At 66.9% G+C, this 25,238-nt stretch carries 33 protein-coding genes and 1 pseudogene; 31 read left to right on the forward strand and 3 right to left on the reverse strand.

Going from position 1 to position 25,238, the window contains the following annotated elements; translation table 11 throughout:
• The 15 genes and pseudogenes from BMY35_RS28055 to BMY35_RS28125 all read left to right on the forward strand — a co-directional run.
• A pseudogene (locus BMY35_RS28055) lies at positions 1-94 on the forward strand (elongation factor Tu); the annotation flags it as partial.
• A 24-nt stretch (positions 95-118) separates the two neighbouring features.
• Positions 119-433 (forward strand): 30S ribosomal protein S10, encoded by a 315-nt coding sequence (gene rpsJ / locus BMY35_RS28060; RefSeq protein WP_007838118.1) that lies wholly within the window; start codon positions 119-121, stop codon positions 431-433.
• Between the two features lie 203 nt (positions 434-636).
• A complete protein-coding gene (locus tag BMY35_RS28065) occupies positions 637-2,178 on the forward strand; it encodes a hypothetical protein (RefSeq protein ID WP_256229857.1) in 1,542 nt (513 codons plus the stop codon).
• Positions 2,179-2,203: 25 nt separating this feature from the next.
• Complete coding sequence (locus BMY35_RS28070; protein ID WP_093206291.1) at positions 2,204-2,743, forward strand: hypothetical protein; 540 nt, start codon at positions 2,204-2,206, stop codon at positions 2,741-2,743.
• A gap of 234 nt (positions 2,744-2,977) precedes the next feature.
• The gene (gene rplC, locus BMY35_RS28075) at positions 2,978-3,655 is read left to right on the forward strand and encodes a 50S ribosomal protein L3 (RefSeq protein WP_093206292.1); all 678 of its coding nucleotides are present in this window, start codon (positions 2,978-2,980) and stop codon (positions 3,653-3,655) included.
• The gene (rplD, locus tag BMY35_RS28080) at positions 3,655-4,275 is read left to right on the forward strand and encodes a 50S ribosomal protein L4 (RefSeq protein WP_019657681.1); all 621 of its coding nucleotides are present in this window, start codon (positions 3,655-3,657) and stop codon (positions 4,273-4,275) included. The genes rplC and rplD overlap by 1 nt, the downstream gene beginning before the upstream one ends.
• On the forward strand, positions 4,272-4,607 hold the full coding sequence (gene rplW, locus BMY35_RS28085; protein WP_093206293.1) for a 50S ribosomal protein L23: 336 nt from the start codon (positions 4,272-4,274) through the stop codon (positions 4,605-4,607). The genes rplD and rplW overlap by 4 nt, the downstream gene beginning before the upstream one ends.
• Before the next feature lie 2 nt (positions 4,608-4,609).
• Positions 4,610-5,434, forward strand: coding sequence for a 50S ribosomal protein L2 (rplB, locus tag BMY35_RS28090; protein ID WP_007838130.1), 825 nt, complete (start codon positions 4,610-4,612; stop codon positions 5,432-5,434).
• 10 nt (positions 5,435-5,444) lie between these two features.
• Positions 5,445-5,723 (forward strand): 30S ribosomal protein S19, encoded by a 279-nt coding sequence (gene rpsS / locus BMY35_RS28095; RefSeq protein WP_007838132.1) that lies wholly within the window; start codon positions 5,445-5,447, stop codon positions 5,721-5,723.
• A 9-nt stretch (positions 5,724-5,732) separates the two neighbouring features.
• The gene (rplV, locus tag BMY35_RS28100) at positions 5,733-6,065 is read left to right on the forward strand and encodes a 50S ribosomal protein L22 (protein ID WP_019657678.1); all 333 of its coding nucleotides are present in this window, start codon (positions 5,733-5,735) and stop codon (positions 6,063-6,065) included.
• A 17-nt stretch (positions 6,066-6,082) separates the two neighbouring features.
• Positions 6,083-6,997 (forward strand): 30S ribosomal protein S3, encoded by a 915-nt coding sequence (rpsC, locus tag BMY35_RS28105; RefSeq protein ID WP_093057771.1) that lies wholly within the window; start codon positions 6,083-6,085, stop codon positions 6,995-6,997.
• Positions 6,998-7,049: 52 nt separating this feature from the next.
• A complete protein-coding gene (gene rplP / locus BMY35_RS28110; protein WP_007838137.1) occupies positions 7,050-7,466 on the forward strand; it encodes a 50S ribosomal protein L16 in 417 nt (138 codons plus the stop codon).
• Between the two features lie 52 nt (positions 7,467-7,518).
• On the forward strand, positions 7,519-7,728 hold the full coding sequence (rpmC, locus tag BMY35_RS28115) for a 50S ribosomal protein L29 (protein ID WP_026284221.1): 210 nt from the start codon (positions 7,519-7,521) through the stop codon (positions 7,726-7,728).
• Positions 7,729-7,737: 9 nt separating this feature from the next.
• Complete coding sequence (rpsQ, locus tag BMY35_RS28120; protein ID WP_015867662.1) at positions 7,738-8,007, forward strand: 30S ribosomal protein S17; 270 nt, start codon at positions 7,738-7,740, stop codon at positions 8,005-8,007.
• Between the two features lie 83 nt (positions 8,008-8,090).
• A complete protein-coding gene (locus tag BMY35_RS28125) occupies positions 8,091-8,597 on the forward strand; it encodes a peroxiredoxin (protein ID WP_093206294.1) in 507 nt (168 codons plus the stop codon).
• A gap of 27 nt (positions 8,598-8,624) precedes the next feature.
• Here the strand turns inward: BMY35_RS28125 and BMY35_RS28130 are convergent, their stop codons facing one another.
• Together BMY35_RS28130 and BMY35_RS28135 are read right to left on the reverse strand one after the other, a co-directional pair.
• Complete coding sequence (locus BMY35_RS28130; protein WP_093206295.1) at positions 8,625-9,212, reverse strand: GNAT family N-acetyltransferase; 588 nt, start codon at positions 9,210-9,212, stop codon at positions 8,625-8,627.
• The gene (locus tag BMY35_RS28135; RefSeq protein ID WP_093206296.1) at positions 9,209-9,919 is read right to left on the reverse strand and encodes a cytochrome b/b6 domain-containing protein; all 711 of its coding nucleotides are present in this window, start codon (positions 9,917-9,919) and stop codon (positions 9,209-9,211) included. Before BMY35_RS28135 ends, BMY35_RS28130 begins: the two co-directional genes overlap by 4 nt.
• A gap of 162 nt (positions 9,920-10,081) precedes the next feature.
• Between BMY35_RS28135 and BMY35_RS28140 the strand changes: the two genes are divergently transcribed.
• Entirely contained in the window at positions 10,082-10,528 is a 447-nt protein-coding gene (locus BMY35_RS28140) for a c-type cytochrome (RefSeq protein ID WP_093206297.1), read from the forward strand.
• A gap of 75 nt (positions 10,529-10,603) precedes the next feature.
• Here the strand turns inward: BMY35_RS28140 and BMY35_RS28145 are convergent, their stop codons facing one another.
• The gene (locus BMY35_RS28145; RefSeq protein ID WP_093206298.1) at positions 10,604-11,101 is read right to left on the reverse strand and encodes a TlpA disulfide reductase family protein; all 498 of its coding nucleotides are present in this window, start codon (positions 11,099-11,101) and stop codon (positions 10,604-10,606) included.
• A 99-nt stretch (positions 11,102-11,200) separates the two neighbouring features.
• On the opposite strand from BMY35_RS28145, the gene BMY35_RS28150 reads away from it, so the two are divergent.
• The 15 genes from BMY35_RS28150 to BMY35_RS28220 all read left to right on the forward strand — a co-directional run bounded on the left by BMY35_RS28150 (position 11,201) and on the right by BMY35_RS28220 (position 25,215).
• Entirely contained in the window at positions 11,201-11,755 is a 555-nt protein-coding gene (locus BMY35_RS28150; protein WP_093206299.1) for a hypothetical protein, read from the forward strand.
• Between the two features lie 187 nt (positions 11,756-11,942).
• Positions 11,943-12,398, forward strand: coding sequence for a PTS sugar transporter subunit IIA (locus tag BMY35_RS28155; protein ID WP_093206300.1), 456 nt, complete (start codon positions 11,943-11,945; stop codon positions 12,396-12,398).
• The gene (locus tag BMY35_RS28160) at positions 12,367-12,636 is read left to right on the forward strand and encodes an HPr family phosphocarrier protein (protein WP_019657667.1); all 270 of its coding nucleotides are present in this window, start codon (positions 12,367-12,369) and stop codon (positions 12,634-12,636) included. The genes BMY35_RS28155 and BMY35_RS28160 overlap by 32 nt, the downstream gene beginning before the upstream one ends.
• A 10-nt stretch (positions 12,637-12,646) precedes the next feature.
• Positions 12,647-14,449, forward strand: a complete 1,803-nt coding sequence (gene ptsP, locus BMY35_RS28165) for a phosphoenolpyruvate--protein phosphotransferase (RefSeq protein WP_093206301.1) — start codon at positions 12,647-12,649, stop codon at positions 14,447-14,449.
• A 144-nt stretch (positions 14,450-14,593) separates the two neighbouring features.
• On the forward strand, positions 14,594-14,968 hold the full coding sequence (locus BMY35_RS28170) for a DUF4148 domain-containing protein (protein ID WP_093206302.1): 375 nt from the start codon (positions 14,594-14,596) through the stop codon (positions 14,966-14,968).
• A 137-nt stretch (positions 14,969-15,105) separates the two neighbouring features.
• Positions 15,106-15,570 carry a Spy/CpxP family protein refolding chaperone gene (locus tag BMY35_RS28175; RefSeq protein WP_093206303.1) on the forward strand — a complete coding sequence of 155 codons (465 nt, stop codon included), beginning with the start codon at positions 15,106-15,108 and terminating at the stop codon, positions 15,568-15,570.
• Positions 15,563-16,039 (forward strand): DUF4260 domain-containing protein, encoded by a 477-nt coding sequence (locus BMY35_RS28180; protein WP_256229868.1) that lies wholly within the window; start codon positions 15,563-15,565, stop codon positions 16,037-16,039. Before BMY35_RS28175 ends, BMY35_RS28180 begins: the two co-directional genes overlap by 8 nt.
• Positions 16,033-16,440 carry a hypothetical protein gene (locus BMY35_RS28185; protein ID WP_093206305.1) on the forward strand — a complete coding sequence of 136 codons (408 nt, stop codon included), beginning with the start codon at positions 16,033-16,035 and terminating at the stop codon, positions 16,438-16,440. The genes BMY35_RS28180 and BMY35_RS28185 overlap by 7 nt, the downstream gene beginning before the upstream one ends.
• Before the next feature lie 50 nt (positions 16,441-16,490).
• Entirely contained in the window at positions 16,491-17,186 is a 696-nt protein-coding gene (locus tag BMY35_RS28190) for a response regulator transcription factor (RefSeq protein ID WP_177213722.1), read from the forward strand.
• Positions 17,187-17,215: 29 nt separating this feature from the next.
• Positions 17,216-18,598, forward strand: coding sequence for a HAMP domain-containing sensor histidine kinase (locus tag BMY35_RS28195; protein WP_093206307.1), 1,383 nt, complete (start codon positions 17,216-17,218; stop codon positions 18,596-18,598).
• A gap of 135 nt (positions 18,599-18,733) precedes the next feature.
• A complete protein-coding gene (locus BMY35_RS28200; RefSeq protein WP_093206308.1) occupies positions 18,734-19,777 on the forward strand; it encodes an NADP-dependent oxidoreductase in 1,044 nt (347 codons plus the stop codon).
• A gap of 173 nt (positions 19,778-19,950) precedes the next feature.
• On the forward strand, positions 19,951-20,508 hold the full coding sequence (locus BMY35_RS28205; RefSeq protein WP_093206309.1) for a fimbrial protein: 558 nt from the start codon (positions 19,951-19,953) through the stop codon (positions 20,506-20,508).
• A gap of 194 nt (positions 20,509-20,702) precedes the next feature.
• Entirely contained in the window at positions 20,703-21,521 is an 819-nt protein-coding gene (locus BMY35_RS28210; RefSeq protein ID WP_256229872.1) for a fimbrial biogenesis chaperone, read from the forward strand.
• An 11-nt stretch (positions 21,522-21,532) separates the two neighbouring features.
• Positions 21,533-24,199 carry a fimbria/pilus outer membrane usher protein gene (locus tag BMY35_RS28215; protein WP_093206311.1) on the forward strand — a complete coding sequence of 889 codons (2,667 nt, stop codon included), beginning with the start codon at positions 21,533-21,535 and terminating at the stop codon, positions 24,197-24,199.
• Complete coding sequence (locus BMY35_RS28220; protein WP_093206312.1) at positions 24,196-25,215, forward strand: fimbrial protein; 1,020 nt, start codon at positions 24,196-24,198, stop codon at positions 25,213-25,215. The genes BMY35_RS28215 and BMY35_RS28220 overlap by 4 nt, the downstream gene beginning before the upstream one ends.
• Positions 25,216-25,238: the final 23 nt, after the last annotated feature.

Consider the following 25,238-nt stretch of genomic DNA (forward strand, 5'->3'; position numbering starts at 1 on the left):
TCCGATCGCCATGGAAGAAGGCCTGCGCTTCGCTATCCGCGAAGGCGGCCGTACCGTGGGTTCGGGCGTCGTGGCGAAGATCCTCGACCTGTAAGAAGACGGGAGCAAAGGAATCACCATGGCTACCAAGCAAAAGATCCGCATCCGCCTGAAGGCATTCGACTACAAGCTGATCGACCAGTCGGCCGCTGAAATCGTGGACACCGCCAAGCGCACCGGCGCGATCGTCAAGGGCCCCGTGCCCCTGCCGACCCGCATGAAGCGCTTCGACATCCTGCGTTCGCCGCACGTCAACAAAACCTCGCGCGACCAGCTGGAAATCCGCACGCACCAGCGCCTGATGGACATCGTCGACCCGACCGACAAGACCGTGGACGCGCTGATGAAGCTCGACCTGCCGGCCGGCGTGGACGTCGAGATCAAGCTGCAGTAATCCATTCGGCTTCGCGCCGCGATTGCTAGAAAACCCGCCTGCAGAAATGCAGGCGGGTTTTGTGCTTTATGTCACGCGGATGTGGCATCCTCCCGTGCCGGCCGCCGTCAATCATCGAGGCGCCGGGTAGCTGAAACGAGGGCAGCACAACCATGAGACACCGTATCTCCTTTGCTTCGAGCCTTGTGGCTTGCATCGCAGCAGTGCTGCTGACCGCCTGCGGTGGCGGCGGAGGGGGAGGCGGCGGCGGGATTCCCTTGTTGCCCATAGTTCCGACGGCGCCGGTCGCGTTGAGCGGCACAGCCACCTACGAGTCGGTGCCCAATCCCAGCGGCCGCCTCGTGTATGCCAACACCACGGTCAAGCCAGTGCGCGCAGCCTTCGTCGAGGTGCTCGACGCCACCAGCGGCAGCCAGCTGGCCACCACTTCCACCGACGACAACGGCGCCTATTCGGCGAGCGTTCCGGGAAATACGAATGTCATCGTCCGCGTGCGGGCCCAGATGACCCGCACCGGGGCGTTCCCGAGCTGGGACGTCACCGTGCGCGACAACACGCAATCGAGCGCCATTTACTCCATGCAGTCGTCGGCGTTCTCCACCGGCAGCGCGGCGCTCACCCGCGACCTGCGTGCCGCCAGCGGCTGGGGTGGCTCGAGCTACACCAGCCAGCGCGTGTCCGGGCCGTTCGCCATCATGGATACGGTCTACACGGCGATGCAGAAAGTGATGTCGGCGGCGCCTGCGACGGCGTTCCCGTCGCTGAAGGTGTTCTGGAGCGTCAACAACACGAACGCCAGCGGCAGCATTGCGCAGGGGCAGATCGGCACCACGTTCTTCATCGGCAGGAGTTCGGGCGCCGAAATCTACGTGCTCGGCAAGGAAGACGTGGATACCGACGAATTCGATGCTCCGGTCATTGCGCATGAATGGGGGCACTACTACCAGGCCTCGTTCAGCCGTGACGACTCGACGGGCGGCGCGCACTCCACGAGCGAGCGCGTCGACCGCCGCCTCGCCTTCTCCGAGGGTTGGGGCAACGGCTGGTCGGGCATCGCGCTGGGGCGCAGCAACTATGTCGACTCGGGCGGACCCGGCCAGGCCAGTGGCGGAAGCCTCGACCTCACGAGAGGGCCGACGGCCACCAATCCGGGCTGGTTCAGCGAATCCTCGATCCAGTCGATCTTCTGGAATCTGAACCAGCAGGTCGGCTTCAAGCCCATTCACGACACGCTGACGAGCGCGTTGTTCCGGAGCGGAGCGCCGGTGACCTCGATTCATCCGTTCACGGCGGCATTCAATTCGGTCGCCTCGGGCAATGCGTCGGCGTTGGCAACATTGCTCGCGGGCCAGAACATCAGCGCCGCCTCCAACGATCCCTACGGTGCGCAGGAAAGCAATAACGGCGGCGCTCCGGCCGTGAGCTACGTGTTGCCGATGTACACGACGGCGGCGGTCGGAGGCTCGGTCACGCAGGCCTGCGTGACGAATGCCGCGGATCCTCAGCGCCAGGGGAACAAGCTCGGAAGCTTCGCCTACCTGCGCTTCACGGCGCCGGCCAGCCGCAACTACCTGTTCACGGTCAGCCCGCCGGCGGGCGCCAGCCCGAACTTCGTAATCTACCGGGGCGGGGTGGTGAGCCGGAACACGAATACGGTCAGCCTGTCGGCTGGCGACTATGTGCTGGTCGTCAACGATGTCAATAACGCTGCCGCAAGCACCTGCTTCAACGTTTCGATTCAATAAATAGACAGCAGCGAGGAAGGCCGCCATGAACCTCCGTTCCAGCTCGATGATCGCCGCCGCATGCCTGGCGCTTGTTGCCGCATCTGCATGTGCGGACAGCACGTCGACGCCGCGCACCGCCAAGGGCACCGCTTCTTCCAGCCAGGCTGCGCCCATGACGGCTGCCGCGCGCAAGCCCAACGATTCCGGCGTCGCGATCCAGTATCGGGTCGAGGGTACGGCCAGGGTCGGCCGGGCGATTTCGGTCGTATTGCAGTTCGACGGCGTGAGCGATCCGGCTGGCGCCACTGCGCGCCTGACGACCGACGCCGGGCTGACCCTGACGACGAGCAGCACCCTCGCGCTTCCCGCCGGCCAGAGCACGACCGCCACCGCCACGGTGACCAGCGACCGCGAAGGCCTGGCCTACCTGAACGTCTTCGTCACGCAGAACGGCGCCATGAGCATCGTCGCCATTCCTGTCCAGACCGGCTCGAGCGCGCCGGCCATGAAGGCCGCGGGCGAGCTGAAATCGTCCCCGGAAGGCGAAAAAATCATTTCGATGCCGGCCAAAGAGCCGAAATAGGCCGAAAAACGCCCCATGAAGGGGCGCCGAGGCCCGAAAGCGCCGCAATGACGGCGCTTGCGTCAAGCCCGCACCGCGGGCTATAATCGCTGGCTCTGCCCTTGTTGCGCCCGCATGGGCGCTATGCGAGCAGAGATTTATCAACCTTCTTCCGCTGTTCGGGGAAACCCGGCAAACGCTGTCGCCAATTGAAGTGGCAGCGGCGAAGGAAGCTTCCATTTTTGGAGAAAACAAATGAGTCTGAGCAACTCCCTCGGGTTGCTGGGCCGCAAGGTGGGGATGATGCGTCTCTTCACCGATGACGGGGACGCAGTTCCTGTCACGGTGGTGGATGTGTCCAACAACCGCGTGACCCAGATCAAGTCCCAAGAGACCGATGGCTACGTCGCCCTGCAGGTGACGTTCGGTTCGCGCAAGGCATCGCGCGTGACCAAGCCCGAAGCCGGCCACCTCGCCAAGGCGGGTGTCGAAGCTGGTGAAATCATCCAGGAATTCCGCGTTACCGCCGATACCGCAGGTCAGCACAAGGCTGGCGGCGTGATCCCGGTGGCAAGCGTCTTCTCCGTGGGCCAGAAGGTGGACGTGCAGGGCACTTCCATCGGCAAGGGCTACGCTGGCACGATCAAGCGTCACAACATGAGCTCGCAGCGCGCGTCGCACGGTAACAGCCGTTCGCACAACGTGCCCGGCTCGATCGGTATGGCGCAGGATCCCGGTCGCGTGTTCCCCGGCAAGCGCATGACGGGCCACCTCGGCGACGTCACCCGCACCACGCAAAACCTCGACGTGATCCGCATCGACGAAGCACGTCAACTGCTGCTCATCAAGGGCGCGATTCCGGGTTCGAAGGGTGGCTTCGTCACCGTGCGTCCCGCCATCAAGGCCAAGCCGCAGGCCCAAGGAGCGAAGTAATGGAACTCGAACTCCTGAACGAACAAGGCCAGGCCGCGTCGAAGTACGACGCACCCGAGACCGTGTTCGGCCGTGACTACAACGAAGACCTGGTCCACCAGATCGTCGTTGCTTTCCAGGCCAACGCACGCCAAGGCACTCGCGCCCAGAAGGACCGCGAGCAGGTCAAGCACTCGACCAAGAAGCCTTTCAAGCAAAAGGGAACGGGCCGCGCCCGTGCCGGTATGACTTCCTCGCCGCTGTGGCGCGGGGGCGGCCGGATCTTCCCGAACATGCCTGACGAAAACTTCTCGCAGAAGATCAACAAGAAGATGTACCGCGCCGGCATGGCGTCCATCTTCTCGCAGCTCGCTCGCGAAGGCCGTCTGGCCGTGGTCGACTCGATCAAGGTCGACTCGCCCAAGACCAAGCCGCTGGCAGCCCGTTTCAAGGCGATGAATCTCGAGTCCGTGCTCGTGATCGCCGAAGAAGTCGACGAAAACCTGTACCTTGCCTCGCGCAATCTGGTCAACGTTCTCGTGGTCGAACCCCGCTACGCCGATCCGGTGTCGCTGGTTCACTACAAGAAGGTGCTGGTCACCAAGGGTGCCGTCGACAAGCTCAAGGAGATGTTCGCATGAGCCGCGTGAACCCTACCGCCGCTGAACGTACGTTCGAAGAAGGCCGCCTGATGGCGGTGCTGGTCGCCCCGATCGTGTCCGAAAAGGCAACGATGGTCGGCGAGAAGTCGAACGCTGTCACTTTCAAGGTGCTGCAAGACGCCACCAAGCCCGAGATCAAGGCCGCTGTCGAACTGATGTTCAAGGTCGAAGTCAAGGGCGTGTCGGTGCTCAACACCAAGGGCAAGACCAAGCGCTTCGGCAAGTCCGTCGGCCGCCGCGACAACGTTCGCAAGGCCTATGTGACGCTGAAGGCCGGTCAAGAGCTCAACCTCGTCGGGGAAGGCGCTTAATCATGGCCGTCATCAAGATGAAACCCACTTCGCCGGGCCAACGCGGCGCGGTGAAGATCTCGCGTGACCACCTGTTCAAGGGTGCTCCTCACGCCCCCCTGCTGGAACCCCAGTTCCAGAAGGCCGGCCGCAACAACAACGGCCACATCACGATCCGTCATCGTGGCGGCGGTGCCAAGCACCACTATCGCGTTGTCGACTTCGTGCGCAACAAGGACGGCATCCCGGCCAAGGTCGAACGCATCGAATACGACCCGAACCGTACCGCCCACATCGCTCTGGTCTGCTACGCCGACGGCGAGCGCCGCTACATCATCGCCCCGCGCGGTTTGGAAGCTGGTGCAACGCTGCTGTCGGGCGCTGAAGCCCCGATCCGCGCCGGCAACACCCTGCCGATCCGCAACATCCCGGTGGGTTCGACGATCCACTGCATCGAACTGCAACCCGGCAAGGGCGCGCAGATCGCCCGTTCGGCCGGTACCTCGGCCACGCTGCTGGCCCGTGAAGGCGTCTACGCCCAGGTCCGCATGCGCTCGGGCGAAGTTCGCCGCATTCACATCGAATGCCGCGCGACCATCGGTGAAGTTGCCAACGAAGAGCACAGCCTGCGCCAACTCGGCAAGGCCGGTGTGAAGCGTCACATGGGTATTCGCCCGACCGTTCGCGGCGTGGTGATGAACCCGGTCGACCACCCGCACGGTGGTGGCGAAGGCAAGACTGGCGAAGGCCGCCATCCTGTCGACCCGTGGGGCAATCTGACCAAGGGCTATCGCACCCGTAACAACAAGCGCACGCAGGTCTTCATCGTGTCGCGTCGCAAGAAGTAAGGGATAGCCAATGACTCGCTCTCTCAAGAAGGGTCCGTTCGTCGACCACCACCTCGTGGCCAAGGCCGACAAGGCCGTGACGACCAAGGACAAGAAGCCGATCAAGACCTGGTCGCGTCGCTCGATGGTTCTGCCCGAGTTCATCGGCCTGACCATCGCTGTGCACAACGGCAAGCAACACGTGCCTGTGTACATCACCGACCAGATGGTCGGCCACAAGCTCGGCGAATTTGCGCTCACGCGCACGTTCAAGGGGCACCCCGCGGACAAGAAAGTCCAGAAGAAGTAAGGAACGACCATGTCTGAAACACGTGCAGTCCTCCGCGGTGTCCGCCTGTCGGTCGACAAGGGCCGTCTGGTCGCTGACCTGATCCGCGGCAAGAAGGTCGATCAAGCGCTCAACATCCTGCAATTCACGCAGAAGAAGGCCGCTGTGATCGTCAAGAAGGTGCTCGAATCGGCTATTGCCAACGCCGAGCACAACGACGGTGCCGACATCGACGAACTGAAGGTCAAGACCATCTACGTCGAGCAAGGCGCCACGCTCAAGCGCTTCACCGCGCGGGCCAAGGGTCGCGGCAATCGCATCAGCAAGCCCACGTGCCATGTGTACGTGACGGTTGGCAACTAAGAAGGCCTGGAAGAAATATGGGACAGAAAATCCACCCAACCGGGTTCCGCCTTGCGGTCACCCGTAACTGGTCCAGCCGTTGGTACGCAAGCGACCGCGATTTCGCGGGCATGCTGGCCGAAGACATCAAGGTTCGCGAATACCTGAAGAAGAAGCTGAAGAACGCTTCGGTGTCGCGCGTCATGATCGAGCGTCCCGCCAAGAACGCGCGCATCACGATCTACTCGGCACGTCCGGGCGTCGTGATCGGCAAGAAGGGCGAAGACATCGAGAACCTCAAGCGCGAACTGGGCAAGCAGCTCGGCGTGCCGGTTGCGGTCAACATCGAGGAAGTGCGCAAGCCCGAAATCGATGCGCAGCTGATCGCCGACAGCATCACGCAGCAGCTCGAGAAGCGGATCATGTTCCGCCGCGCCATGAAGCGCGCCATGCAGAACGCCATGCGTCTGGGTGCCCTGGGCATCAAGATCATGTCGGCTGGCCGCCTGAACGGCATCGAAATCGCCCGTACCGAGTGGTACCGCGAAGGCCGCGTGCCGCTGCACACCCTGCGCGCCGACATCGACTACGGCACCTCGGAAGCCAAGACCACCTACGGTGTCATCGGCGTCAAGGTCTGGGTCTACAAGGGCGACACGCTGGGTCGTAACGACCTGCCCGCCGTCGAGACGCCGCGTCCTGAAGAAGAACGTCGTCCGCGCGGTCCGCGCCGTGATGGCCGCCCCGGTGGCGACCGTCCGGGCAGCGACCGCCGTGGCCCCGGCCCCCGCGCCGGTGCCCGCGGTCCGATCGGTGGCAACACCGCTCCGGCCGATGGCAGCGACAAGCCCGCAGAAGCAACCGGCGGTGCCGGTGCAGACTCGAAACCCGCCGTTAAGCGCGTCCGCAAAGCCGCGCCCGCTGCAGCAGCGGACGGTGCCAAGACCGAGTAATCGGTCGCTCCCGGGTACGCAAGTGCCCGGGGCCCTCACGGAGTAACAAAACATGCTGCAACCTGCACGCAGAAAGTTCCGCAAGGAACAAAAGGGCCGCAACACCGGCATCGCGACCACGGGTAACTCGGTCGCGTTCGGTGACTTCGGTCTCAAATGCACCGACCGCGGCCGCCTGACGGCACGCCAGATCGAAGCCGCTCGTCGCGCGATTTCGCGTCACGTGAAGCGCGGTGGCCGTATCTGGATCCGCGTGTTCCCGGACAAGCCGATCTCGACCAAGCCCGCCGAAGTGCGGATGGGTAACGGTAAGGGCAACCCCGAGTACTACGTCGCCGAAATCCAGCCCGGCAAGATCGTGTTCGAGATCGTCGGCGTGCCCGAAGAACTCGCTCGCGAAGCGTTCCGCCTGGCCGCCGCCAAGCTGCCGCTGCGCACGACGTTCGTCGCTCGCCAGCTCGGCGCCTGAGAGGAGAACATCCATGGCAACACGTAAGAAGACCGCCGCGGCTCCGGCCAAGGTGACGAAGGCCGCAACCCTGCGCACGAAGGACGTCGCAGGCCTGCAAGCCGAGATCAAGGACCTGCAGAAGGCCCATTTCGGCCTGCGCATGCAGAAGGCCACGCAACAGCTGTCGAACACCTCGACGCTGCGCGTGACCCGCCGCGACATCGCGCGCGCCAAGACCATTCTTGCTCAGAAGCAGCAAGAAACCCAAGCCGCCAAGTAAGGAGTGAACATGACGGAAGCTAAAAAATCCCTCAAGCGCACCTTGATCGGCAAGGTGGTCAGCGACAAGCGCGCCAAGACCGTGACCGTGCTGGTCGAGCGTCGTGTGAAGCACGAGCTCTACGGCAAGATCGTGGCGAAGACGAGCAAGTACCACGCCCACGACGAAAAGGGCGAGTACAAGCTGGGCGACACCATCGAGATCACGGAAAGCCGTCCGATCTCGAAGACCAAGAACTGGGTCGTGACCCGTCTGGTCGAGAAGGCCGTCCTGGTCTGATCAATCATTGGAGCCCCTCAGGGGCATCCGATCCGGAAACGGCCCACAATGTGGGCCGTTTTTCTTTTTCAGGAGCACATTCAATGATCAAAGTCGGCGACACCATTCCCTCGGCCACCCTGCAGGAATACTCCGAAGTCGAGGGCGAAGGCTGCAGCATCGGCCCGAACCCCGTGGACGTGACCAAGGCAACGGCTGGCAAGACCATCGCGCTGTTCGCGCTGCCCGGCGCCTTCACCCCCACCTGCTCGGCCAAGCACGTGCCGGGCTACGTGCAGCACTTCGACGACTTCAAGGCAGCCGGTGTGGACGAGATCTGGTGCGTGAGCGTGAACGACGCCTTCGTGATGGGCGCCTGGGCTCGCGACCAGAAGACGGGCGCCAAGGTGCGCATGCTGGCCGACGGCAGCGCTGACTTCGCCAAGGCCACCGGCCTTACGCTCGACCTGACCGGCCGCGGCATGGGCTTGCGCAGCAACCGCTACTCGATGCTCGTGAAGGACGGCAAGGTCGCCACCCTCAACGTCGAGGCACCCGGCAAGTTCGAAGTCAGCGACGCCGGCACGTTGCTGGCGCAAGCCCGCAGCTGATCATCGAGCCGACGGCCGTTCGGCCGCTCAGAGATCCACCTTGAGGTAGTGGGCCCCGGCAACGGGGTTGTGATAGTAGGGCGGCACTTCCACGAAGCCCAGGTCTTCGTAGAGTGCCCGCGCCGACTCCATGTCGTCGAGGGTGTCGAGCAGCACGCAGCCATATCCGGCGCTGCGTGCCGCATCCAGGATCGCCTCCGCCAGCTGGCGGCCGAGCCCCAGGCCGCGGAAGCCGGGGCGTACGTACAGGCGCTTCATTTCCGCCGCGTTCGCATAGTCCGTGTTGTCGAGCGGACGCAGCGCGCAGCATCCCGCGATGTGTGCGAGCGTGCCGTTGGCGCGCTTCAGCGTCGGAGCCTGGCGCCCGGCGTCTTCCTTCACATTGGCCGGATCGACCAGCGCGAGCAGCAGCGTGCCACGCGGCTCGGCATATTCGCCGGGCAGCTGGGCCAGTTCGCCGTCGAAATCCTGGAAATCCAGGTCGATGCCCAGCGAGCCCGCGTAGTCGCGGAAGATCGTGCGCACCGCCTCGATCTCGTGCGCTTCTTCGGGCGTGAGCAGCACCACGGCGGGTACCGCCGACAGCGGCAGGGGGCGTGACACGGAGAAGCTCATACGCGCAGCGAGGAAATCCACCAGGCCACGCCCGCGCACAGCGCGAACAGGACTAGCGCCAGCCAGCGCGAAGCCGCGTCGTCGCGGCTCGGCGCCACCTGGCCGCTTTCCGAGGAAACCAGCTTGTCGCCCGTCACCATCGGCCGCACCAGGCGGTGCCGCTTGACCAGCACGTAGAACAGCACCGCCAGCACGTGCAGGCTGACGAGCGCGATCACGGCCCATTTGCCCTGCGCCTTGTGCCAGCCGGTGGCCAGGCTCACGACTTCGCCCGAGACAAAGCGGGTGAGCGGCCCCGAGGCGGAGATCTCGTCGTCGGCCATCAGCCCGGTGGAGACCTGCACCGCCAGGATGACCAGTACCGCGAACACCGACAGCGCGCCCAGCGGCGTGTGCCCGATCAAGTGGTCCGGATGCGCCCGCCCGCGCAGATAGGCCGCGAGCGAGCCCGGTCCGTAGACGAAGGCGCCGAAGCGCGACCAGCGCCCGCCGACAAAGCCCCAGAGCACGCGAAACAGCAGCAGCGCGAGCACCGTGTACCCCAGGCGGAAGTGCCATTCCATGGCCCCGTTCAGGCCGGTGCCGATCATGCCGATGACGGCGACGGCCAGCGCCCAGTGGAAAAGGCGCGTCGGCAGGTCCCAGACCCGGGTGCGGGCGCCGGGGCCGGAGGCCGCGCGAAGGGCGGCCACGGAGGAGTCGGTCATCGAGGAAGGCGCCGGGGGCGCAATGCTGCGGAAGGCGCAGATTAGCAAAGTCCGGGCCCCGGACCGCTTCGGGTTGTTGCTATGCGCCGGACACGGCCCGCCCCTACACTCGCTCGCAGCGCTGCGTTCGACGGCGTTTTTCTCCCACAACGAGGATCCACGATGACCCGAATTGCTTCGTTAGCCCTTGCAGCCGCCTGCGCTGCCATGTCCCTTCCCGCGGCGGCCCAGTTCGCCAAGCCCGAGGACTCCATCAAGTACCGCCAGAGCGCGTTGTTCGTGATGGGCCAGCATTTCAGCCGCCTCGGCGCCATGGCCAACGGCCGCGCGCCCTACGACGCAGCTGCCGCCGCGGCCAATGCCGAAGTGGTCGCCGACATGGCGAAGCTGCCCTGGGCGGGCTTCGGTCCCGGCGCCGAGGGCGGCAAGGCCAAGCCCGAGATCTGGAAGGAAGACGCCAAGTTCAAGGAACGCCAGCAGAAGCTGATCGAGGAAACCGGCAAGCTGGTGACCGCCGCCAAGGCTGGCAACCTCGACGCGCTCAAGGCCCAGTTCGGCCCGACCGCTGCGAGCTGCAAGGCCTGCCACGACAGCTTCCGCAACCAGTAAGCAGCGGATCGCAGCAGGACAAAAGCAAAAGGCGCCCTTTCGGGGCGCCTTTTCTTTTGGGGGATCGATTGGGAATCAGGCTTCGGCCAGCAGCTTCTCGATCAGCTTGTGCAGTTCGGCGAAGTCGGGCTCGCCCACATAACGCTTCACGATCTCTCCGCGCTTGTTGACCAGGTAGGTGGTCGGCGTGAGCTTCACATCGCCCCACGCCTGCGCCACGCTGCCGGTGTTGTCGATCGCCACCTTGAACGGCAGCTTGCGCGTCTCGGCGAAGTTGACGACGTAACTCGGCGGGTCGTAGCTCATTGCCACGGCCAGGGTGTCGTAGCCCTGCGCCTTGTACTTGTCGTAGGTGGCGATGACCTTGGGCATCTCGCCCACGCAGGTCACGCAGCTGGTCGCCCAGAAATTGACCAGGGTGACCTTGCCTTTCAGGTCCGCCGTGCTCTTCTGCGTGCCGTCGAGCAGCACGAAGGTGGAGGCGGGAGCGGCGGTGGCACCGGAGCCGAGGTACACGCCCACGCCGGTGGCCAATGCGACGACGACGGCGGCTGCAGCGAGGTATTTCTTCATGGCTTGGTGCAAGAGAAGGGCGGCGCGATTTTAGTTCCGCATGCCGGATCGTGCTGGCGACATCCCGCTGGCCCGGCGCCGCTCGATAATCGCTGCCCCATGCCGCCTGCTGTCGTCCTTTCTTCCCGGCTCGTGCTGGCCGCGGCTGCCCTGCTCGCAGCCTGCAGCCCCGCCTTCAACTGGCGCGAGGTGCCGATCGCCGGAGCCGGCCTGGTTGCGATGCTGCCCTGCAAGGCAGACCGCGCCACCCGCGCGTTGCCGTTGGGCTCCGAATCGGTGCAGGTCGACATGACGGGCTGCGAGGCCGGCGGCGCGACCTTCGCCATCGCACATGCCTCCGCCGGCAGTCCCGCGCAGGCCGAAGCCTGGCTTCATGCCTGGCAGGCCGCCACGCGCAGCCAGCTGGGAGCGGCCCAGGTCACGGAGTCGCGCCCCAGCGTGCAGCGCGCGACCGCCGTGCCCGCTGCGCTGCAGCTCGACGCGCTGCCACAGCCTCAACAGCAGCCGCAGGGCGCCACCATGCAGCTGCAGGTGCTCTGGTTCGCCCAGTCGCAGAAGGACGGCACCGTCGCGCTCTACCAGGCCACCGTGCTCGGCCATCCTTCCTCGGCCGAGGCGTCGAAGACCTTCTTCGAGGGCCTGAGGCTTCCATGACCGGCGGCATGTTCGCCGCGGCGGCGCTGCCTGCTATGGTTCTGATAGCTGGCTCGACTGGCGGCGTGTCCGCAACGGCCGGCCCGATTCGTGCGGCACTGTCCGTTTTTCGCGGCTGTCGCGTTATGTCGCATATCTACTTCCCCTGGACGGCCCCGCATAATCGACGCGTCGTCCTCCGTCCCGCATGAACAGCATCCTCATCATCGCCCACTCACCGTTCGCGCACGCGATGCGGCAGTGCGCGCTGCATGTGTTTCCCGATTGCGAGCAGGCCATCGTCGCGCTCGACGTGCTGCCCAACGTGTCGCCCGAAGAAACGCTGGCTGCCGCGCGCATCACGCTCGCGCAGCAGCTGCATACGCCGCGCTCGCAGGTGCTGGTGCTGGCGGACGTGTTCGGCGCCACGCCCTGCAACGTGGCGCAGAAGCTGGTGGACGGCGTGCGGTCGCGGCTGGTGGCGGGGGTCAACCTCCCGATGCTGCTGCGTGCCGTCACCTACCGGCACGAGCCCCTGGAGACGCTGGTGCAGCGCGCCCTCGCGGGCGGCACCGCGGGCGTCATGCAGGTGGCGGTGGCGGCTCCCCAGAACCAGGCGAAAAGAAAGCACAGTGATCAAGAAATCCGTGACCATCAGCAATAAGCTGGGCCTGCACGCACGCGCATCGGCCAAGCTGACCAAGCTCGCAGGCAGCTTTCCCTGCGAGGTGTGGCTCTCCCGCGGCGACCGCCGCATCAATGCCAAGAGCATCATGGGCGTGATGATGCTGGCCGCCGGCATCGGCACCACCGTCGAGCTGGAAACCAACGGCCCCCAGGAAGAAGAAGCGATGAACGCCATCGTCCAGCTCATGGACGACAAGTTCGGCGAAGGCGAATAAGGACAGCCCCATGACTTTCGCAGTCCACGGCCTCCCCGTCGCCCGTGGCATTGCCATCGGGCGCGCCGTGCTGGTGGTGTCGAGCCGCATCGACGTGGCCCACTACTTCATCAAGCCCGAAGAGATCGAGACCGAGATCGACCGCGTGCGCACCGCGCGCAACGCGGTGGCCGACGAGCTGGCGAAGCTGCAGGCCAACGTCGCGCAGATGGGCCCGAACGACGCGCCGCACGAGCTCGCGGCGCTGCTCGAGGTGCACCAGATGCTGCTGCAGGACGAAGCCCTGAGCGGCGGCGTCAAGCACTGGATCAGCGAGCGGCTCTACAACGCCGAATGGGCGCTGACCACGCAGCTCGAGATCATCGCGCGCCAGTTCGACGAGATGGAGGACCCGTACCTGCGCGAGCGCAAGGCCGACCTCGAGCAGGTGGTCGAGCGCCTGCTGCACCGCATGAAGGGCACGGCCGCCGTGCTGGCGCCGAGCCCGCCGCGCCGCAAGCGCGCCGCCTCCGCTGACGACGACAACGACGACCCCACCGCGGGCGACGGCATCGACGTGCCGCTGGTGCTGATCGCGCACGATCTCTCGCCGGCCGACATGCTGCAGTTCAAGAAGAGCGTGTTCGCCGGCTTCGTCACCGACGTGGGCGGGCGCACCTCGCACACGGCCATCGTGGCGCGCAGCATGGACATCCCGGCCGTGGTCGGCGCGCGCACCGCGAGCCAGCTGGTGCGGCAGGACGACTGGGTCATCATCGACGGCGACGCGGGCGTGGTGATCGTCGATCCGTCGCCGATCATCCTGGCCGAGTACGGCTTCAAGCAACGCCAGGGCGACCTCGAGCGCGGCCGGCTCGCGCGGCTGCGGCACAAGCCGGCGATCACGCTCGACGGGCAGCGCGTGGAGCTGCTCGCCAACATCGAGATGCCCGAAGACACCGTGGGTGCGGTCAAGGCCGGCGCGGTGGGCGTGGGCCTGTTCCGCAGCGAATTCCTCTTCATGGGCCGCGACACGGGCACGCGCCAGACCCGCCTGCCCGACGAGGAAGAGCAGTACCAGGCCTACAAGCGCGCGGTCGAGGGCATGCAGGGCATGCCGGTCACCATCCGCACCATCGACGTGGGCGCCGACAAGCCGCTGGACAGCATTTCGGCCAACAAGCAGGAGCACCTGAATCCCGCGCTCGGCCTGCGCGCCATCCGCTGGAGCCTGGCCGATCCGGCGATGTTCCTCACGCAGCTGCGTGCCATCCTGCGCGCGGCGGCGCACGGCGAGATCCACCTGCTCATTCCCATGCTCGCGCACGCGAGCGAGATCCGCCAGACGCTCTCGCTGATCGACTTCGCGCGTGCCGAGCTCGACAACCGCGGCGCGGTGTACGGCCACGTGAAGCTCGGCGCCATGATCGAGATTCCCGCCGCCGCGCTCACGCTGCGCATCTTCCTCAAGCACTTCGACTTCCTGTCGATCGGCACCAACGACCTGATCCAGTACACGCTGGCCATCGACCGTGCAGACGAATCGGTGGCGCATCTCTACGACCCTGCGCACCCGGCCGTGCTGCGCCTGGTGGCCGACACCATCGCCGAGTGCCGCCGCCAGGGCAAGGGCGTGGCCGTGTGCGGCGAGATGGCGGGCGACGTGGCCTTCACGCGCCTGCTGCTGGGGCTGGGCCTGCGCAGCTTCTCGATGCATCCCTCGCGCATCCTCGCGGTCAAGCAGGAAGTGCTGCGCGCCGACACCGGCAAGCTCGAGGCCTGGGCCAAGGGCGTGCTCGAATCCGACGATCCTGCCGCCGCAATGGCGGGCTGACACCATGAACTGAGCGTACTTTTCACTCACCCTTGCGGGTGAGTGAAAAGAAACGAAACACGCCGAAACTGCGGCGAAAGGACTTGCGGGAGCCCCGCAAGCACGATCAGGCCTTCTCTTCAACCACTGCAAGAAAGGCCTGAAATGAAGTCCGTCTCCTTCACCCAGATCGTCGCCGTCGCATCCTTCGCCATGCTCGCCGCAGCCGGCGCGAAGGCCGAGAGCTACGAGGGCGTGCAGCCCGTCGTGTCGGCCAAGAGCCGCGCCGATGTCAACGCCGAAGCCATGCGCACCGCATCGGCACCCGACCAGAACGTGGTGCGCGGCTCGCGCGGCGCCGAGACCATGGCCGTGTCTACCGAGCGCGCGCGCATCGTCGCCGAAGCAGTGCGCGCAACTGCCGCGCCCGACCAGAACGTGTCGGCCAGCTCGCGCGTGAACAGCCAGGTCATCTCGACGATGCCCAACCCCGTCGACGCGCGCGCCGCTGCGGCCAACGCCAAGAGCAGCCGCCTGTAAGCAGCAGTCCGGCTTGCCGCCACGCTTGTCGCAATAAAACGAAACACGCCGCAACCGCAGCGAGAGGACTTGGCCCGGTGCAGATCGCACCATGGAGCTTCCTCCTCAACACAACATCAGGAACACAAGGAATCACCATGAAACACTGGATCAAGCGCACTCTCTTCGGCTTCGCGGGCGCCGCCATGGTTGCCGGCAGCATCGCCGGCTGCAGCAGCTATCGCCACGGCTGGGGCGGCGACAGCGCCGAGTTCCGCGCGAAGATGGTCGAGCGCGTGGGCAGCAAGCTCGAGCTCGACGCCAACCAGAAACAGAAGCTCACGGTGCTGGCCGAGAAGCTGCAGGCGCAGCGCGAAGCCATGCGCGGTGCCGGCGGCTCGGGCGATCCGCGCTCGCAGTTCAAGGCGCTGTTCGCGGGCAACAAGCTCGACCAGGCCGGCGCTGCCCGCCTGATCGACGAGAAGACGGCCGCCGTGCGCAGCGGCAGCCCCGAGATCATTGCCGCCGCCGCCGACTTCTACGACAACCTGAACGCCGCGCAGCAGCAGAAGGTGCGCGACTTCATGGAGCGTGGCGGCCGCCGCTGGAGCCATCGTGGTTGAGCTCCCGTCGTTCCGCCTGCCGCTTCTGCGCGGGCAAGACCCGTGGGCCGGCAAGGCCGGTTCCACGGTGTCTCCGGCGGAGGCCGCGACGGCGGTCACGGGCGGGGTGCGCGCGCTGCTTCAACTCGAAGGCGCCGTGGTGCTGGGCGTGGCGCTCGCCGCCTACGCCCAGTTCGGCGCGGGCTGGGGCGTGTTCGCGCTCTGGCTGCTCGTGCCCGATCTCTCGCTGCTGGGCTACCTCGCGGGCCCCCGCACAGGGGCGGCGCTCTACAACGCGGCGCATTCGTACGTCGGTCCGGTGCTGCTGCTGGCGCTTGGCGTGTTCGCTGCCATGCCCTGGGCGGTGGCCGGCAGCCTGATCTGGCTGGCCCACATCGGCGTCGACCACGCGCTCGGCTACGGGCTCAAGTACGCGACGGGTTTCGCCGCCACGCACCTGGGCCGCATCGGCAAGGCAGATCCATGGTGAGCGACGAGTACATGAGCAGCGACGACACCGCGTCCCATGCCGTGCACGCGCCGGCCGCGCGCGCATGGATGCTGACGGAGGCGCTCACGCTGGGCATCGCGTCGATGGTGCACGGGGGGCTCCTCGTGCCCGGCTACGCGCACACGGCGGCCCGAACCGCCGAGGCGGTGATCGCCACCGTGCTCGTGCTGGCATCGGTCGAGACCTGGCTGCGGCCGCACCACGCGCGCCGCGCCGCCATCTTCGGCCAGGGCTTCGCGCTGCTGGGTACGCTGGTCGGGCTCGGCACCATCATCGCGGGCATCGGCCCGCGTACCGTGCCCGACGTGGTCTACCACGCGCTGCTGCTTTCCACCCTCGTGACGGGCCTGACCTGGGCGGTGCGATGCCGGCGGGTCTGATGGTCAGCGAAGTCATCCGCCACTTTCTCGTCCGGAGGCACAATCCCGCCATGCCGCGCATCCTGCTGATCGACGACGACGAACATCTCGCCGCGCCGCTGACCACCTACTTCGCGCGCTTCGGCTGCACGCTCGAGAGCGCCGTGCGCCCGAGCGAAGGGCTGGCCAAGCTGCGCGCGGGGGCTTACGACGCGGCCATCCTCGACGTGATGCTGCCCGAGATGGACGGCTTCGCGCTGTGCCGCGAGATCCGCAAGGAAAGCGACATTCCCATCGTGATGCTCACAGCCCGCGGCGAAGTGATGGACCGCGTGGTCGGCCTCGAGCTCGGCGCCGACGACTACGTGCCCAAGCCCTTCGAGCCGCGCGAGCTGGTGGCGCGCGTGCAGACCATCCTGCGCCGCCAGCGCAGCACGCCGCAGGCGGCAGCCAACGGCACGCAGTACCGCGTGTTCGACGGGCTTTCAATCGACCTCGACCGGCGCCAGGTGCTGCGCCACGGCGAGCGCGTGGAACTCACCGGCACCGAGTTCGAACTGCTCGCGCTGCTGGCCGCCGAACCGGGCAAGGTGTTCAGCCGCGACGACATCCTCAACCGCCTGCGCGGCCACGAAGCCGAGCTCTACACGCGCGCCGTCGACATCGTCGTGAGCCGGCTGCGCAAGAAGCTGGAGCCGCTGGACTGCATCAAGACGCTGCGCAACGCCGGCTATGCGCTGGCGGTGGCCCGTAGCGAGCCTGCATGAATTTCGGCCGAAGCAGGGAGTCCCGCAGGATGCGGTGGCGCGGCGAGGAATGCCGCGACGAGATGACGCGCGGCGACTGGCACGCCAAGTGGCACGCGCGCTGGAACGAGAAAGTGCAGGGCAAGCGCCGCTGGCGCCGCTCGCTGCGCGTGCGGCTGGTGCTGATGTTCGTGATGCTCGCGCTGGTGATGGCGGCGGTCTTCATGGGCGGCATGAAGAAGTCGTTCTCCACCGGCTGGGCCGAGGCCGCCAAGCCGATGCTGACCGACTACGCCGACCGGCTAGTCGCCGAGATCGGTGCGCCGCCCGATGTCTCGCGAGCGCAGGCGCTGGTGGCGCGATTGCCGATCACCATCCGCATCGTCGGACCCAAGGTCAACTGGGATTCCAACCCCGGCGGCGCGAACAGCCCCGGCGGCTGGATGCACGACCGCGAGGACGTGTTCGGCGGCGACAAGTGGTTCATCCGCCCCACGGCCGACGGCCACCGCGTGATCTTCGGCTGGTCGCCCAAGCTCTGGCAGCTGGCGCCGCGCGTCATCGGCTGGGCCACGCTCGGCCTGCTGCTGTCGTGCGTGCTGCTGGCGTACGCCTACGTGAGCCGGCTGCTGCGTCCGCTGATCGACATCCGCGAGGGCGCGCAGCGCTTCGGCCGCGGCGAGTTCACGCAGCCGATTCCGATCCGCCGCAACGACGACCTCGGTGACCTGGCCGAGCGCATCAACACCATGGCCGAGGACATCCAGGCCATGCTCGACGCCAAGCGCGGGCTGCTGCTGGCGCTGAGCCATGAGCTGCGCTCGCCGCTCACGCGCGCGAGGCTCAACGCCGAACTGCTGCCGACCACGCCCGAGGGGCAGGCCGAGCGCGATGCACTCCTGCGCGACCTCAACGAGATGCGCGATCTCATCAGCGACCTGCTCGAGAGCGAGCGCCTGGCGAGCCCGCACGTGGCGCTGCAGCGCGAGCCGGTCGACCTGGCGACGCTGATCCGCGAGATCGTGGCCGAGATGCCCGGCGCGCAGCACGTGCACCTCGACCTGGCCGAGGGCCTGCCGCCGCACGCGGTGGATCGCATGCGCATCCGCCTGCTGGTGCGCAACCTGCTGGACAACGCGCTGCGCTACAGCGCCGACGCGCCGCGGCCGCCGTGCGTGTCGCTGCGCGCGGTGCTCGACGGCAGCAGCCAGGGCGTGGAGATCGAGGTGCGCGACCACGGCCCCGGCGTGGACGACGAGCAGCTCGAGCGGCTGACCGAGCCCTTCTACCGCACCGACGGCGCCCGGGCGCGCGCCACCGGCGGCGTCGGCCTCGGCATGTACCTGTGCCGGTTGATCGCCGAGGCGCACGGCGGCAAGCTCACGTTGCGCAACGCTCAGCCGGGGCTGCAGATCGTCGTCAGGCTGACCTGAGGCGAGGGGCCGGCGCCGCCGCCGGCCCGCCTGTCACCTGCGCTACCAGCCCGGCCCGGGCCCGCGACTACGATGCAGGCGCCCGCGCACGAGCGCCCGTCAAGCCCCTCATTCAAGGTCAAGGAGACAGACACCATGAGCACCCCACTCACCAACCACCAGGTCCGCCTCGCCAAGCGCCCCGAGGGCACTGCCACGCGCGAGAACTGGAAGTTCACCACCGAGCCTGTCGGCGAGCCGGCCGAGGGCGGCGTGCTCGTCAAGACGCTGTCGCTGTCGCTCGACCCCGCCATGCGCGGCTGGCTCAACGACGCCAAGAGCTACATCCCTCCCGTGGGCATCGACGAAGTGATGCGCGCCGGCGGCGTCGGCCGCGTCATCGCCTCGAAGAACCCGCAGTTCGCGGTGGGCGACACCGTCTACGGCACGCTGGGCGTGCAGGAATACATCCTGATCCCCGCGGACCAGGTCAAGCGCAACGGCCTGGTGAAGATCGACCTGAATGTGGGCACCATCACCCAGTGGCTCAACGTGCTGGGCATGCCCGGCATGACCGGCTACTTCGGCCTGATGGACGTGGGCATGCCCAAGCCGGGCGAGACGGTGGTGGTTTCCGGCGCGGCCGGCGCGGTCGGCCAGACCGTGGGCCAGCTCGCCAAGATCAAGGGCTGCCGCGTGGTCGGCATCGCCGGCGGCGAGGCCAAGTGCGACTGGGTGGTGAAGGAGCTGGGCTTCGACGCCTGCATCGACTACAAGGCCGGCGCCGCAGCGGTGCGCGAGGGCCTCAAGACGCACTGCCCGAAGGGTGTGGACATCTACTTCGACAACGTCGGCGGCGAGATCCTCGACATGGTGCTGGCGCGTCTCGCGCGCAAGGCCCGCATCATCATCTGCGGCGCCATCAGCCAGTACAACAACGCCAACAGCATGCCCTCGGCCGGGCCGAAGAACTACCTGAGCCTGCTGGTGAACCGCGCCCGCATGGAAGGCATCGTGGTGTTCGACTATGCCGACCGCTATCACATCGCCATCGCCGAAATGGCCGGCTACCTGAAAGATGGGCGCATGAAGAGCAAGGAAGACGTCGTGAAGGGGCTGGACACCTTCCCCGAGTCGCTCAACAAGCTCTTCGCGGGCGAGAACTTCGGCAAGCTGGTGCTGCAGGTCGCCGAAATCTAGTGTCGAGTTGTTAACGTTCGTGTAAATTTCACAGACATCTTGAGTGCAATGTTAACTACGGTTAACTAGCGCCAACGCACCTTCTTCTTGCGTCATCGACTGCATAGACTGCGCGCCTGCCTTGCATCAGCAGGTCGCAGTTCAGTCACATCAATCCCCAGGGAACGCAAGAAATGCAGAAGTCTGTAATCACGAAGTTCGCAGCGCTGGCCATCGCCGGCGCTTTGTCGCAGGGCGCATTCGCCGCCGACGGCACCATCAATTTCACCGGTGAGATCGTCGACGCGCCCTGCTCGATCTCTCCCAACAGCCAGAACATGACCGTGCCCCTGGGCAAGGTTTCGCGCACTGCGTTCGACGGCGCCACCGCCGGCACGGCAGTGGTCGGCAAGAAGGCCACCCCCTCCAAGTTCAAGATCGACCTGCTCGGCTGCGGCGCCACCGCCAAGGGCGCGACCGTGACCTTCTCGGGCACGGCCGACCTCGACGACGCCACCAACCTGCGCATCGCCAACGCCGGCCAGGTGGGCGTGGGCTCGGCTTCGGGCGTGGCCATCGAACTCGGCGACTCGGCCGGCACCAAGATCCCGCTGGGTTCGGAATCGGGCCAGTACGTGCTGGGCCTCGGCGACAACTCGCTGAACTTCCAGGCCGCCTACGTCGCCACCAAGATGACCGTGACGGTCGGTCCGGCCAACTCGGTCGCGCAGTTCACCGTCGCCTACAAGTAAGCAGGCGCGCCCGCGGCATCCACGGCCCGCCGAAGCGCCCGCCGCTTCGGGTCGGCCGGCGATGCCGCAAATGCCCGGCGCCGCGTCCGGACTCCACGTCCCCGCCGGCGCCGGCATCCCCTTTTTCTTCCCGCTTTTTCCGACGGCGCTGCAACGCGCGCCGTCGCGCCGGGTTCGCGTGTTCCACGTCCTTCATGCGTTCGGCCCGGGCCGAGGACTTCTTCTCTTCTCTTATGTGCAGCAACAACCGCTTCCGATGGGCTCTCGCCGTCCTGCTGACGCTGGGCCTGCAGTGGCCGGCCAGCGCGGGCGTGATGCTCGGCGGCACCCGCGTGATCCTCGGCGAGAAGGACCGCGAAGCCTCCATCCCGGTGAAGAACACCGGCGTCTCGCCCTACGTGGTGCAGAGCTGGATCGACGCCGGCGAGGGCCGGAACAAGACGCCGCTGCTCGTTACGCCGCCGTTGTCGCGGCTCGACCCGGGCATGGAGAACATCCTGCGCATCATGCGCACCACGGGCGAGCTGCCGTCGGACCGCGAGTCGGTGTTCTGGCTCAACGTCAAGGAGATCCCCGAGAAGTCCAGGGACGAGAACGTGCTCCAGATCGCGGTGCGCAGCCGCATCAAGGTGTTCTACCGGCCCTCGGGACTGCAGGGCAAGTCCGACCAGTCGCGCGCCCAGCTCAGGTGGGCGGTGAGCGCAGGTGCGCAGGGGCAGGGCGCGGTGCTGAAGATCGCCAACCCCACGGGCTACCACGTGACCTTCACCGCGCTGAACGTCAACAATGGCCAGCAGCTCATCAACGCCGACATGGTGCCGCCTTTCGGCGAGGTGGCGTACCCGCTGAGCGCGGTGAAGGCGCCGCAGGCTGTGCAGGTCGGCTACACCACGCTCAACGACTACGGCGGCGAGACGCCCGAGGAGCGCGTGCAGGTGCCGGCGGGCGCGGAGCCCGTGGCGGTGACGGTCGAGACGGTCACCCCGCCGCCCGCCGACGGCGCAAAGCGCTGAGGCATCCCCCCATGCGCCGCTGCCTGTCCGCTACTCGCGCGCCGTTCCGGCTCACCCTGTGCGCGGCCCTGCTGGGCGCGCTGGGCGCGACCGGCCACGCGCAGCAGCAGCAATCGCAGCAGCAGGCCGCCTCCAGCTTCAACGAGGAATTCCTGAACATCGGCGGCGACCAGCCCCACGCCGACCTGTCGCTCTTTTCCTTCGGCAATCGCGTGCTCGCGGGCAAGTACATGGTCGACGTGTCGCTCAACGAGCGCGGCACCGGCCAGGCCGAGATCCGCTTCGTCGAGAAGGAGGGCAGGAACGACGCCGAGCCCTGCATCACGCGCGGCATGCTCGACGGCTGGGGCGTCAACGTGGCGGTGTTCGCCGCGCTGGCGAACGCGGCGGACGACGCCTGCGTCGACCTGTCCGCCATCAGCCCCGAGGCCAGGTACAGCTACGACGCCGGCAGGCAGCGCCTGTTCGTGAGCATCCCGCAGGCGGCGCTGAAGCGCTCGGCGCGCGGCGCGGTCGGCCCCGAGAAGTGGAGCAGGGGCATCACCGCCGGCATGCTGGACTACCAGCTCAACTTCGCGCGCTACAGCGGCGACAAGTACCGCAACGACGTCAATCCGTTCGCGACGCCGCAGAGCGCGTTCGACGGCAATCCCTTCGCCGACACGAACAAGGCCCTGCAGCGCAACACGCTGTTCGCGGGCCTGCGCGCCGGCTTCAACTACGAGGACTGGCGCTTCCGTCACTTCTCCACCTACAACCGCGGGATCGACGGCCAGAGCCGCTGGCAGGGCATCAACACCTACGCGCAGCGCGACATCGCCTCGATCAACGGGCAACTGCTGATCGGCGACGGCAACACGCCCGGCAACTTCTTCGACAGCGTCCCCTTCCGCGGCGCGCAGCTGGCCTCCGACGACGCGATGCTGCCCGACAGCCAGCAGGGCTACGCACCCACCGTGCGCGGCGTGGCGCAGACCAACGCGCGCGTCACGGTCCGGCAGAACGGCTACATCATCTACAGCACCTTCGTCGCGCCGGGCCCGTTCGTGATCGACGACCTCTACCCGACCGCGTCCAGCGGCGACATCGAGGTGACCATCACCGAGGCCGACGGCCGCGAGGTCAAGTACACGCAGGCCTTCTCCGCCGTGCCCACGCTGCTGCGCGAAGGCACCTGGCGCTACTCGGCCACCGTGGGCAAGTACCGCAACAACTACTTCGGCACGACGAGCGCCGGAAGCCGCCCCACGCTCACCCAGCCCGCCTTCGTGCAGGCGACGCTGGCGCGCGGCCTCGGCAACGAGTTCACGCTGTACGGCGGCCTGCTGGCGGCCAACATCTACCAGTCGGTGCTGGTGGGCGTTGGCAAGAACATGAAGGACTTCGGCGCGGTGTCGGTCGACCTCTCGGCCGCGCGCACCACCGACCGGACGCCGGTCAACGGCGCGAGGAACTTCAACGGCCAGTCGGTGCGCTTTCTCTACTCGAAGGCCGTCCTCTCGTCGGGCACCAATTTCCGCGTGGCGGGCTACCGCTACTCGACCAGCGGCTTCCGCACCTTCCAGGAAGCGGTGCAGATGCAGGACCTGCTGCCCTTCGAGTCCTTCAACAGCCGCCGCAACGAGATCCGCTTCGAGGTCTCGCAGCAGATCAAGGACTGGGGCAGCGTCTTCGCCTCGGCCCGCCAGCAGAGCTACTGGGGCACCAATGCGAAGGACAGGCTGGTGCAGGTCGGCTACTCGGGCAACTACAGGCAGTTCGGCTACAGCGTCTACTACAACTACACCACCAGCCTGAACCGGGCGCCGGTGCGCCAGCTGATGTTCACGCTGAGCATTCCGCTGGGAGACACCCGTGCGAGCGCGCAGTACGCCGTCAACCGCGACAGCACCGGCCGCCTCAACCAGCAGGCCAGCGTCTACGGCTCGGCCTTCGACGACAGCCGCCTGACCTACAACGTCACGGCCAGCAACGCGAACCAGGGCGGCGGCAGCAGCGCCAGCGCGAGCGCCAGTTATCTGTCGTCGGTGGGCCGGCTCGATCTCGGGTACTCGCAGGGCCGCGGCTACGGCCAGAGCACCGTCGGCGTGGCCGGCGGCCTGCTGTTCCACGGCGGCGGCGTCACGGCGTCGCAGCCGCTGGGCGAGACGGTGGCGCTGGTGCAGGCGCCCAAGGCGCAGGGCGTGGGCTTCGAGTCGCAGCCTGGCGTGGCGACCGACCGGGCCGGCAACGCGGTCATTCCCAACCTCACGCCGTACCGGCTGAACCGGCTGGCCGTGCGCACGAGCGACCTCGGCGACACCGTGGAAGTGAAGAACGCCGCGACCGAACTGGTGCCCACGCGCGGCGCCGTGGTGGTCGCGAAGTTCGAGACCTCGGTGGGCTTCCGCCTGCTGATGGTGCTCACCGACCGCAAGGGCCGGGCCCTGCCGCTGGGCTCGAAGATCGAGAACGAGGCGGGCCAGGAGGTCGGCATCGTCGGGCCCGACGGCCAGTCCTTCGTGACCGGCGCGGCCGACAGCGGGCGGCTGACCGTGCGATGGGGCCAGGGCCAGGCCGACCAGTGCGTCGTGCCCTACAGCCTGCCCGACGAAAAGAACCCGCCGCCGATCCGCGAGCTGAACGGCCAGTGCGCTGCCACCGGGCCGGACGCCGTGCAACCGAAGGGAGCGGAATGAGCCGCAGCAGCCATCCATCCGGCGCGATGAAGATCGCGCGCCTCGCCATTCCGACCCTCGGGGCCCTTGCTGTGCTGCTCGGCGCGCAGGCCGCGCGCGCCGCCTGCTACGTGACGCCGGGCTACATCGAGAAGACCGTCAACATGGCGATGGGCCGGGTCGTCATCCCGAACGACGCCGCGGTCGGCACCATGTTCAAGAGCCAGCTCTTCCCGCTGCCTCTGACGGGCACCACCAACAAGCCGTGGACCTGCTCGGGCGGCGGCAACGTGAAGGGTGTCATGCTGCAGGGCTCCCCCGTGGCGGGCTACGACCACGTGTACACCACCAACGTGCCCGGCGTCGGCATCCGGCTGTCGCGCTACTTCGACCAGACCGCGGTCAACTACTACCCGCACGATCGTTCGACCACCACGGATTTCGGCGACTTCAACGCGGCCTCCCGCTTCCAGGTGGAGCTGTTCAAGATCGCGACCGTGACCGGCAACGGCCCGCTGGCCCAGGGCACCTACACGCAGTACTACAGCGTGGCGGACAACAAGTCGGTGCTCACGACGAACCTGCTGGGCGAAGGCATCACCATCATCACGCCCTCGTGCTCGGTGGACCTGGGCTCGCGCAACATCACGGTGGATTTCGGCAAGGTGCCCCAGAACAACTTCAAGGGCAAGGGCACGACCACGGGCGACCGCAAGTTCGATATCAGGCTCAACTGCAAGGCCGGGCAGAACGCGCAGAACACCGTCTACCTGCGCATGGACGCCACGCCGGATCCGTCGAACGTGCAGGGGGTGCTGAAGATCACCCAGGGCGGCACGGGCACCGCAACCGGCGTGGGCATCCAGGTGGTGGACAACCAGAGCCAGCCGGTCAAGTTCGGCGACGAGGCGCTGGTCGGGCCGTCGAAGGACGGCGACTACGTGCTGCCCTACACCGCGCGCTACTACCAGACCGCCGACAAGGTGACGCCGGGACGCGCGGACGGCACCGCCACCTTCACCCTCGACTACAAGTAGCCCCGACAGCCCGGGCCGGGCCG

Source organism: Variovorax sp. YR750, assembly GCF_900109805.1.
Classification (GTDB): Bacteria; Pseudomonadota; Gammaproteobacteria; order Burkholderiales; family Burkholderiaceae_C; genus Variovorax; species Variovorax gossypii.

Bases quoted from the DNA above. Each gene is read 5' to 3' on its own strand.
- BMY35_RS28155 (WP_093206300.1), top strand. From the start codon at position 11,943: ATGAACAGCATCCTCATCATCGCCCACTCACCGTTCGCGCACGCGATG.
- BMY35_RS28150 (WP_093206299.1), top strand. From the start codon at position 11,201: ATGCCGCCTGCTGTCGTCCTTTCTTCCCGGCTCGTGCTGGCCGCGGCT.
- BMY35_RS28205 (WP_093206309.1), top strand. From the start codon at position 19,951: ATGCAGAAGTCTGTAATCACGAAGTTCGCAGCGCTGGCCATCGCCGGC.
- BMY35_RS28190 (WP_177213722.1), top strand. From the start codon at position 16,491: ATGCCGCGCATCCTGCTGATCGACGACGACGAACATCTCGCCGCGCCG.
- rplB (WP_007838130.1), top strand. From the start codon at position 4,610: ATGGCCGTCATCAAGATGAAACCCACTTCGCCGGGCCAACGCGGCGCG.
- rplP (WP_007838137.1), top strand. From the start codon at position 7,050: ATGCTGCAACCTGCACGCAGAAAGTTCCGCAAGGAACAAAAGGGCCGC.
- BMY35_RS28175 (WP_093206303.1), top strand. From the start codon at position 15,106: ATGAAACACTGGATCAAGCGCACTCTCTTCGGCTTCGCGGGCGCCGCC.
- rpsJ (WP_007838118.1), top strand. From the start codon at position 119: ATGGCTACCAAGCAAAAGATCCGCATCCGCCTGAAGGCATTCGACTAC.
- BMY35_RS28070 (WP_093206291.1), top strand. From the start codon at position 2,204: ATGAACCTCCGTTCCAGCTCGATGATCGCCGCCGCATGCCTGGCGCTT.
- rpsC (WP_093057771.1), top strand. From the start codon at position 6,083: ATGGGACAGAAAATCCACCCAACCGGGTTCCGCCTTGCGGTCACCCGT.
- BMY35_RS28170 (WP_093206302.1), top strand. From the start codon at position 14,594: ATGAAGTCCGTCTCCTTCACCCAGATCGTCGCCGTCGCATCCTTCGCC.
- BMY35_RS28220 (WP_093206312.1), top strand. From the start codon at position 24,196: ATGAGCCGCAGCAGCCATCCATCCGGCGCGATGAAGATCGCGCGCCTC.
- BMY35_RS28215 (WP_093206311.1), top strand. From the start codon at position 21,533: ATGCGCCGCTGCCTGTCCGCTACTCGCGCGCCGTTCCGGCTCACCCTG.
- BMY35_RS28195 (WP_093206307.1), top strand. From the start codon at position 17,216: ATGCGGTGGCGCGGCGAGGAATGCCGCGACGAGATGACGCGCGGCGAC.
- BMY35_RS28125 (WP_093206294.1), top strand. From the start codon at position 8,091: ATGATCAAAGTCGGCGACACCATTCCCTCGGCCACCCTGCAGGAATAC.
- BMY35_RS28135 (WP_093206296.1), bottom strand. From the start codon at position 9,919: ATGACCGACTCCTCCGTGGCCGCCCTTCGCGCGGCCTCCGGCCCCGGC.
- BMY35_RS28130 (WP_093206295.1), bottom strand. From the start codon at position 9,212: ATGAGCTTCTCCGTGTCACGCCCCCTGCCGCTGTCGGCGGTACCCGCC.
- rpsQ (WP_015867662.1), top strand. From the start codon at position 7,738: ATGACGGAAGCTAAAAAATCCCTCAAGCGCACCTTGATCGGCAAGGTG.
- BMY35_RS28145 (WP_093206298.1), bottom strand. From the start codon at position 11,101: ATGAAGAAATACCTCGCTGCAGCCGCCGTCGTCGTCGCATTGGCCACC.
- BMY35_RS28200 (WP_093206308.1), top strand. From the start codon at position 18,734: ATGAGCACCCCACTCACCAACCACCAGGTCCGCCTCGCCAAGCGCCCC.
- ptsP (WP_093206301.1), top strand. From the start codon at position 12,647: ATGACTTTCGCAGTCCACGGCCTCCCCGTCGCCCGTGGCATTGCCATC.
- rplD (WP_019657681.1), top strand. From the start codon at position 3,655: ATGGAACTCGAACTCCTGAACGAACAAGGCCAGGCCGCGTCGAAGTAC.
- BMY35_RS28210 (WP_256229872.1), top strand. From the start codon at position 20,703: ATGCGTTCGGCCCGGGCCGAGGACTTCTTCTCTTCTCTTATGTGCAGC.
- rplC (WP_093206292.1), top strand. From the start codon at position 2,978: ATGAGTCTGAGCAACTCCCTCGGGTTGCTGGGCCGCAAGGTGGGGATG.
- BMY35_RS28140 (WP_093206297.1), top strand. From the start codon at position 10,082: ATGACCCGAATTGCTTCGTTAGCCCTTGCAGCCGCCTGCGCTGCCATG.
- rplV (WP_019657678.1), top strand. From the start codon at position 5,733: ATGTCTGAAACACGTGCAGTCCTCCGCGGTGTCCGCCTGTCGGTCGAC.
- rpsS (WP_007838132.1), top strand. From the start codon at position 5,445: ATGACTCGCTCTCTCAAGAAGGGTCCGTTCGTCGACCACCACCTCGTG.
- rplW (WP_093206293.1), top strand. From the start codon at position 4,272: ATGAGCCGCGTGAACCCTACCGCCGCTGAACGTACGTTCGAAGAAGGC.
- BMY35_RS28185 (WP_093206305.1), top strand. From the start codon at position 16,033: ATGGTGAGCGACGAGTACATGAGCAGCGACGACACCGCGTCCCATGCC.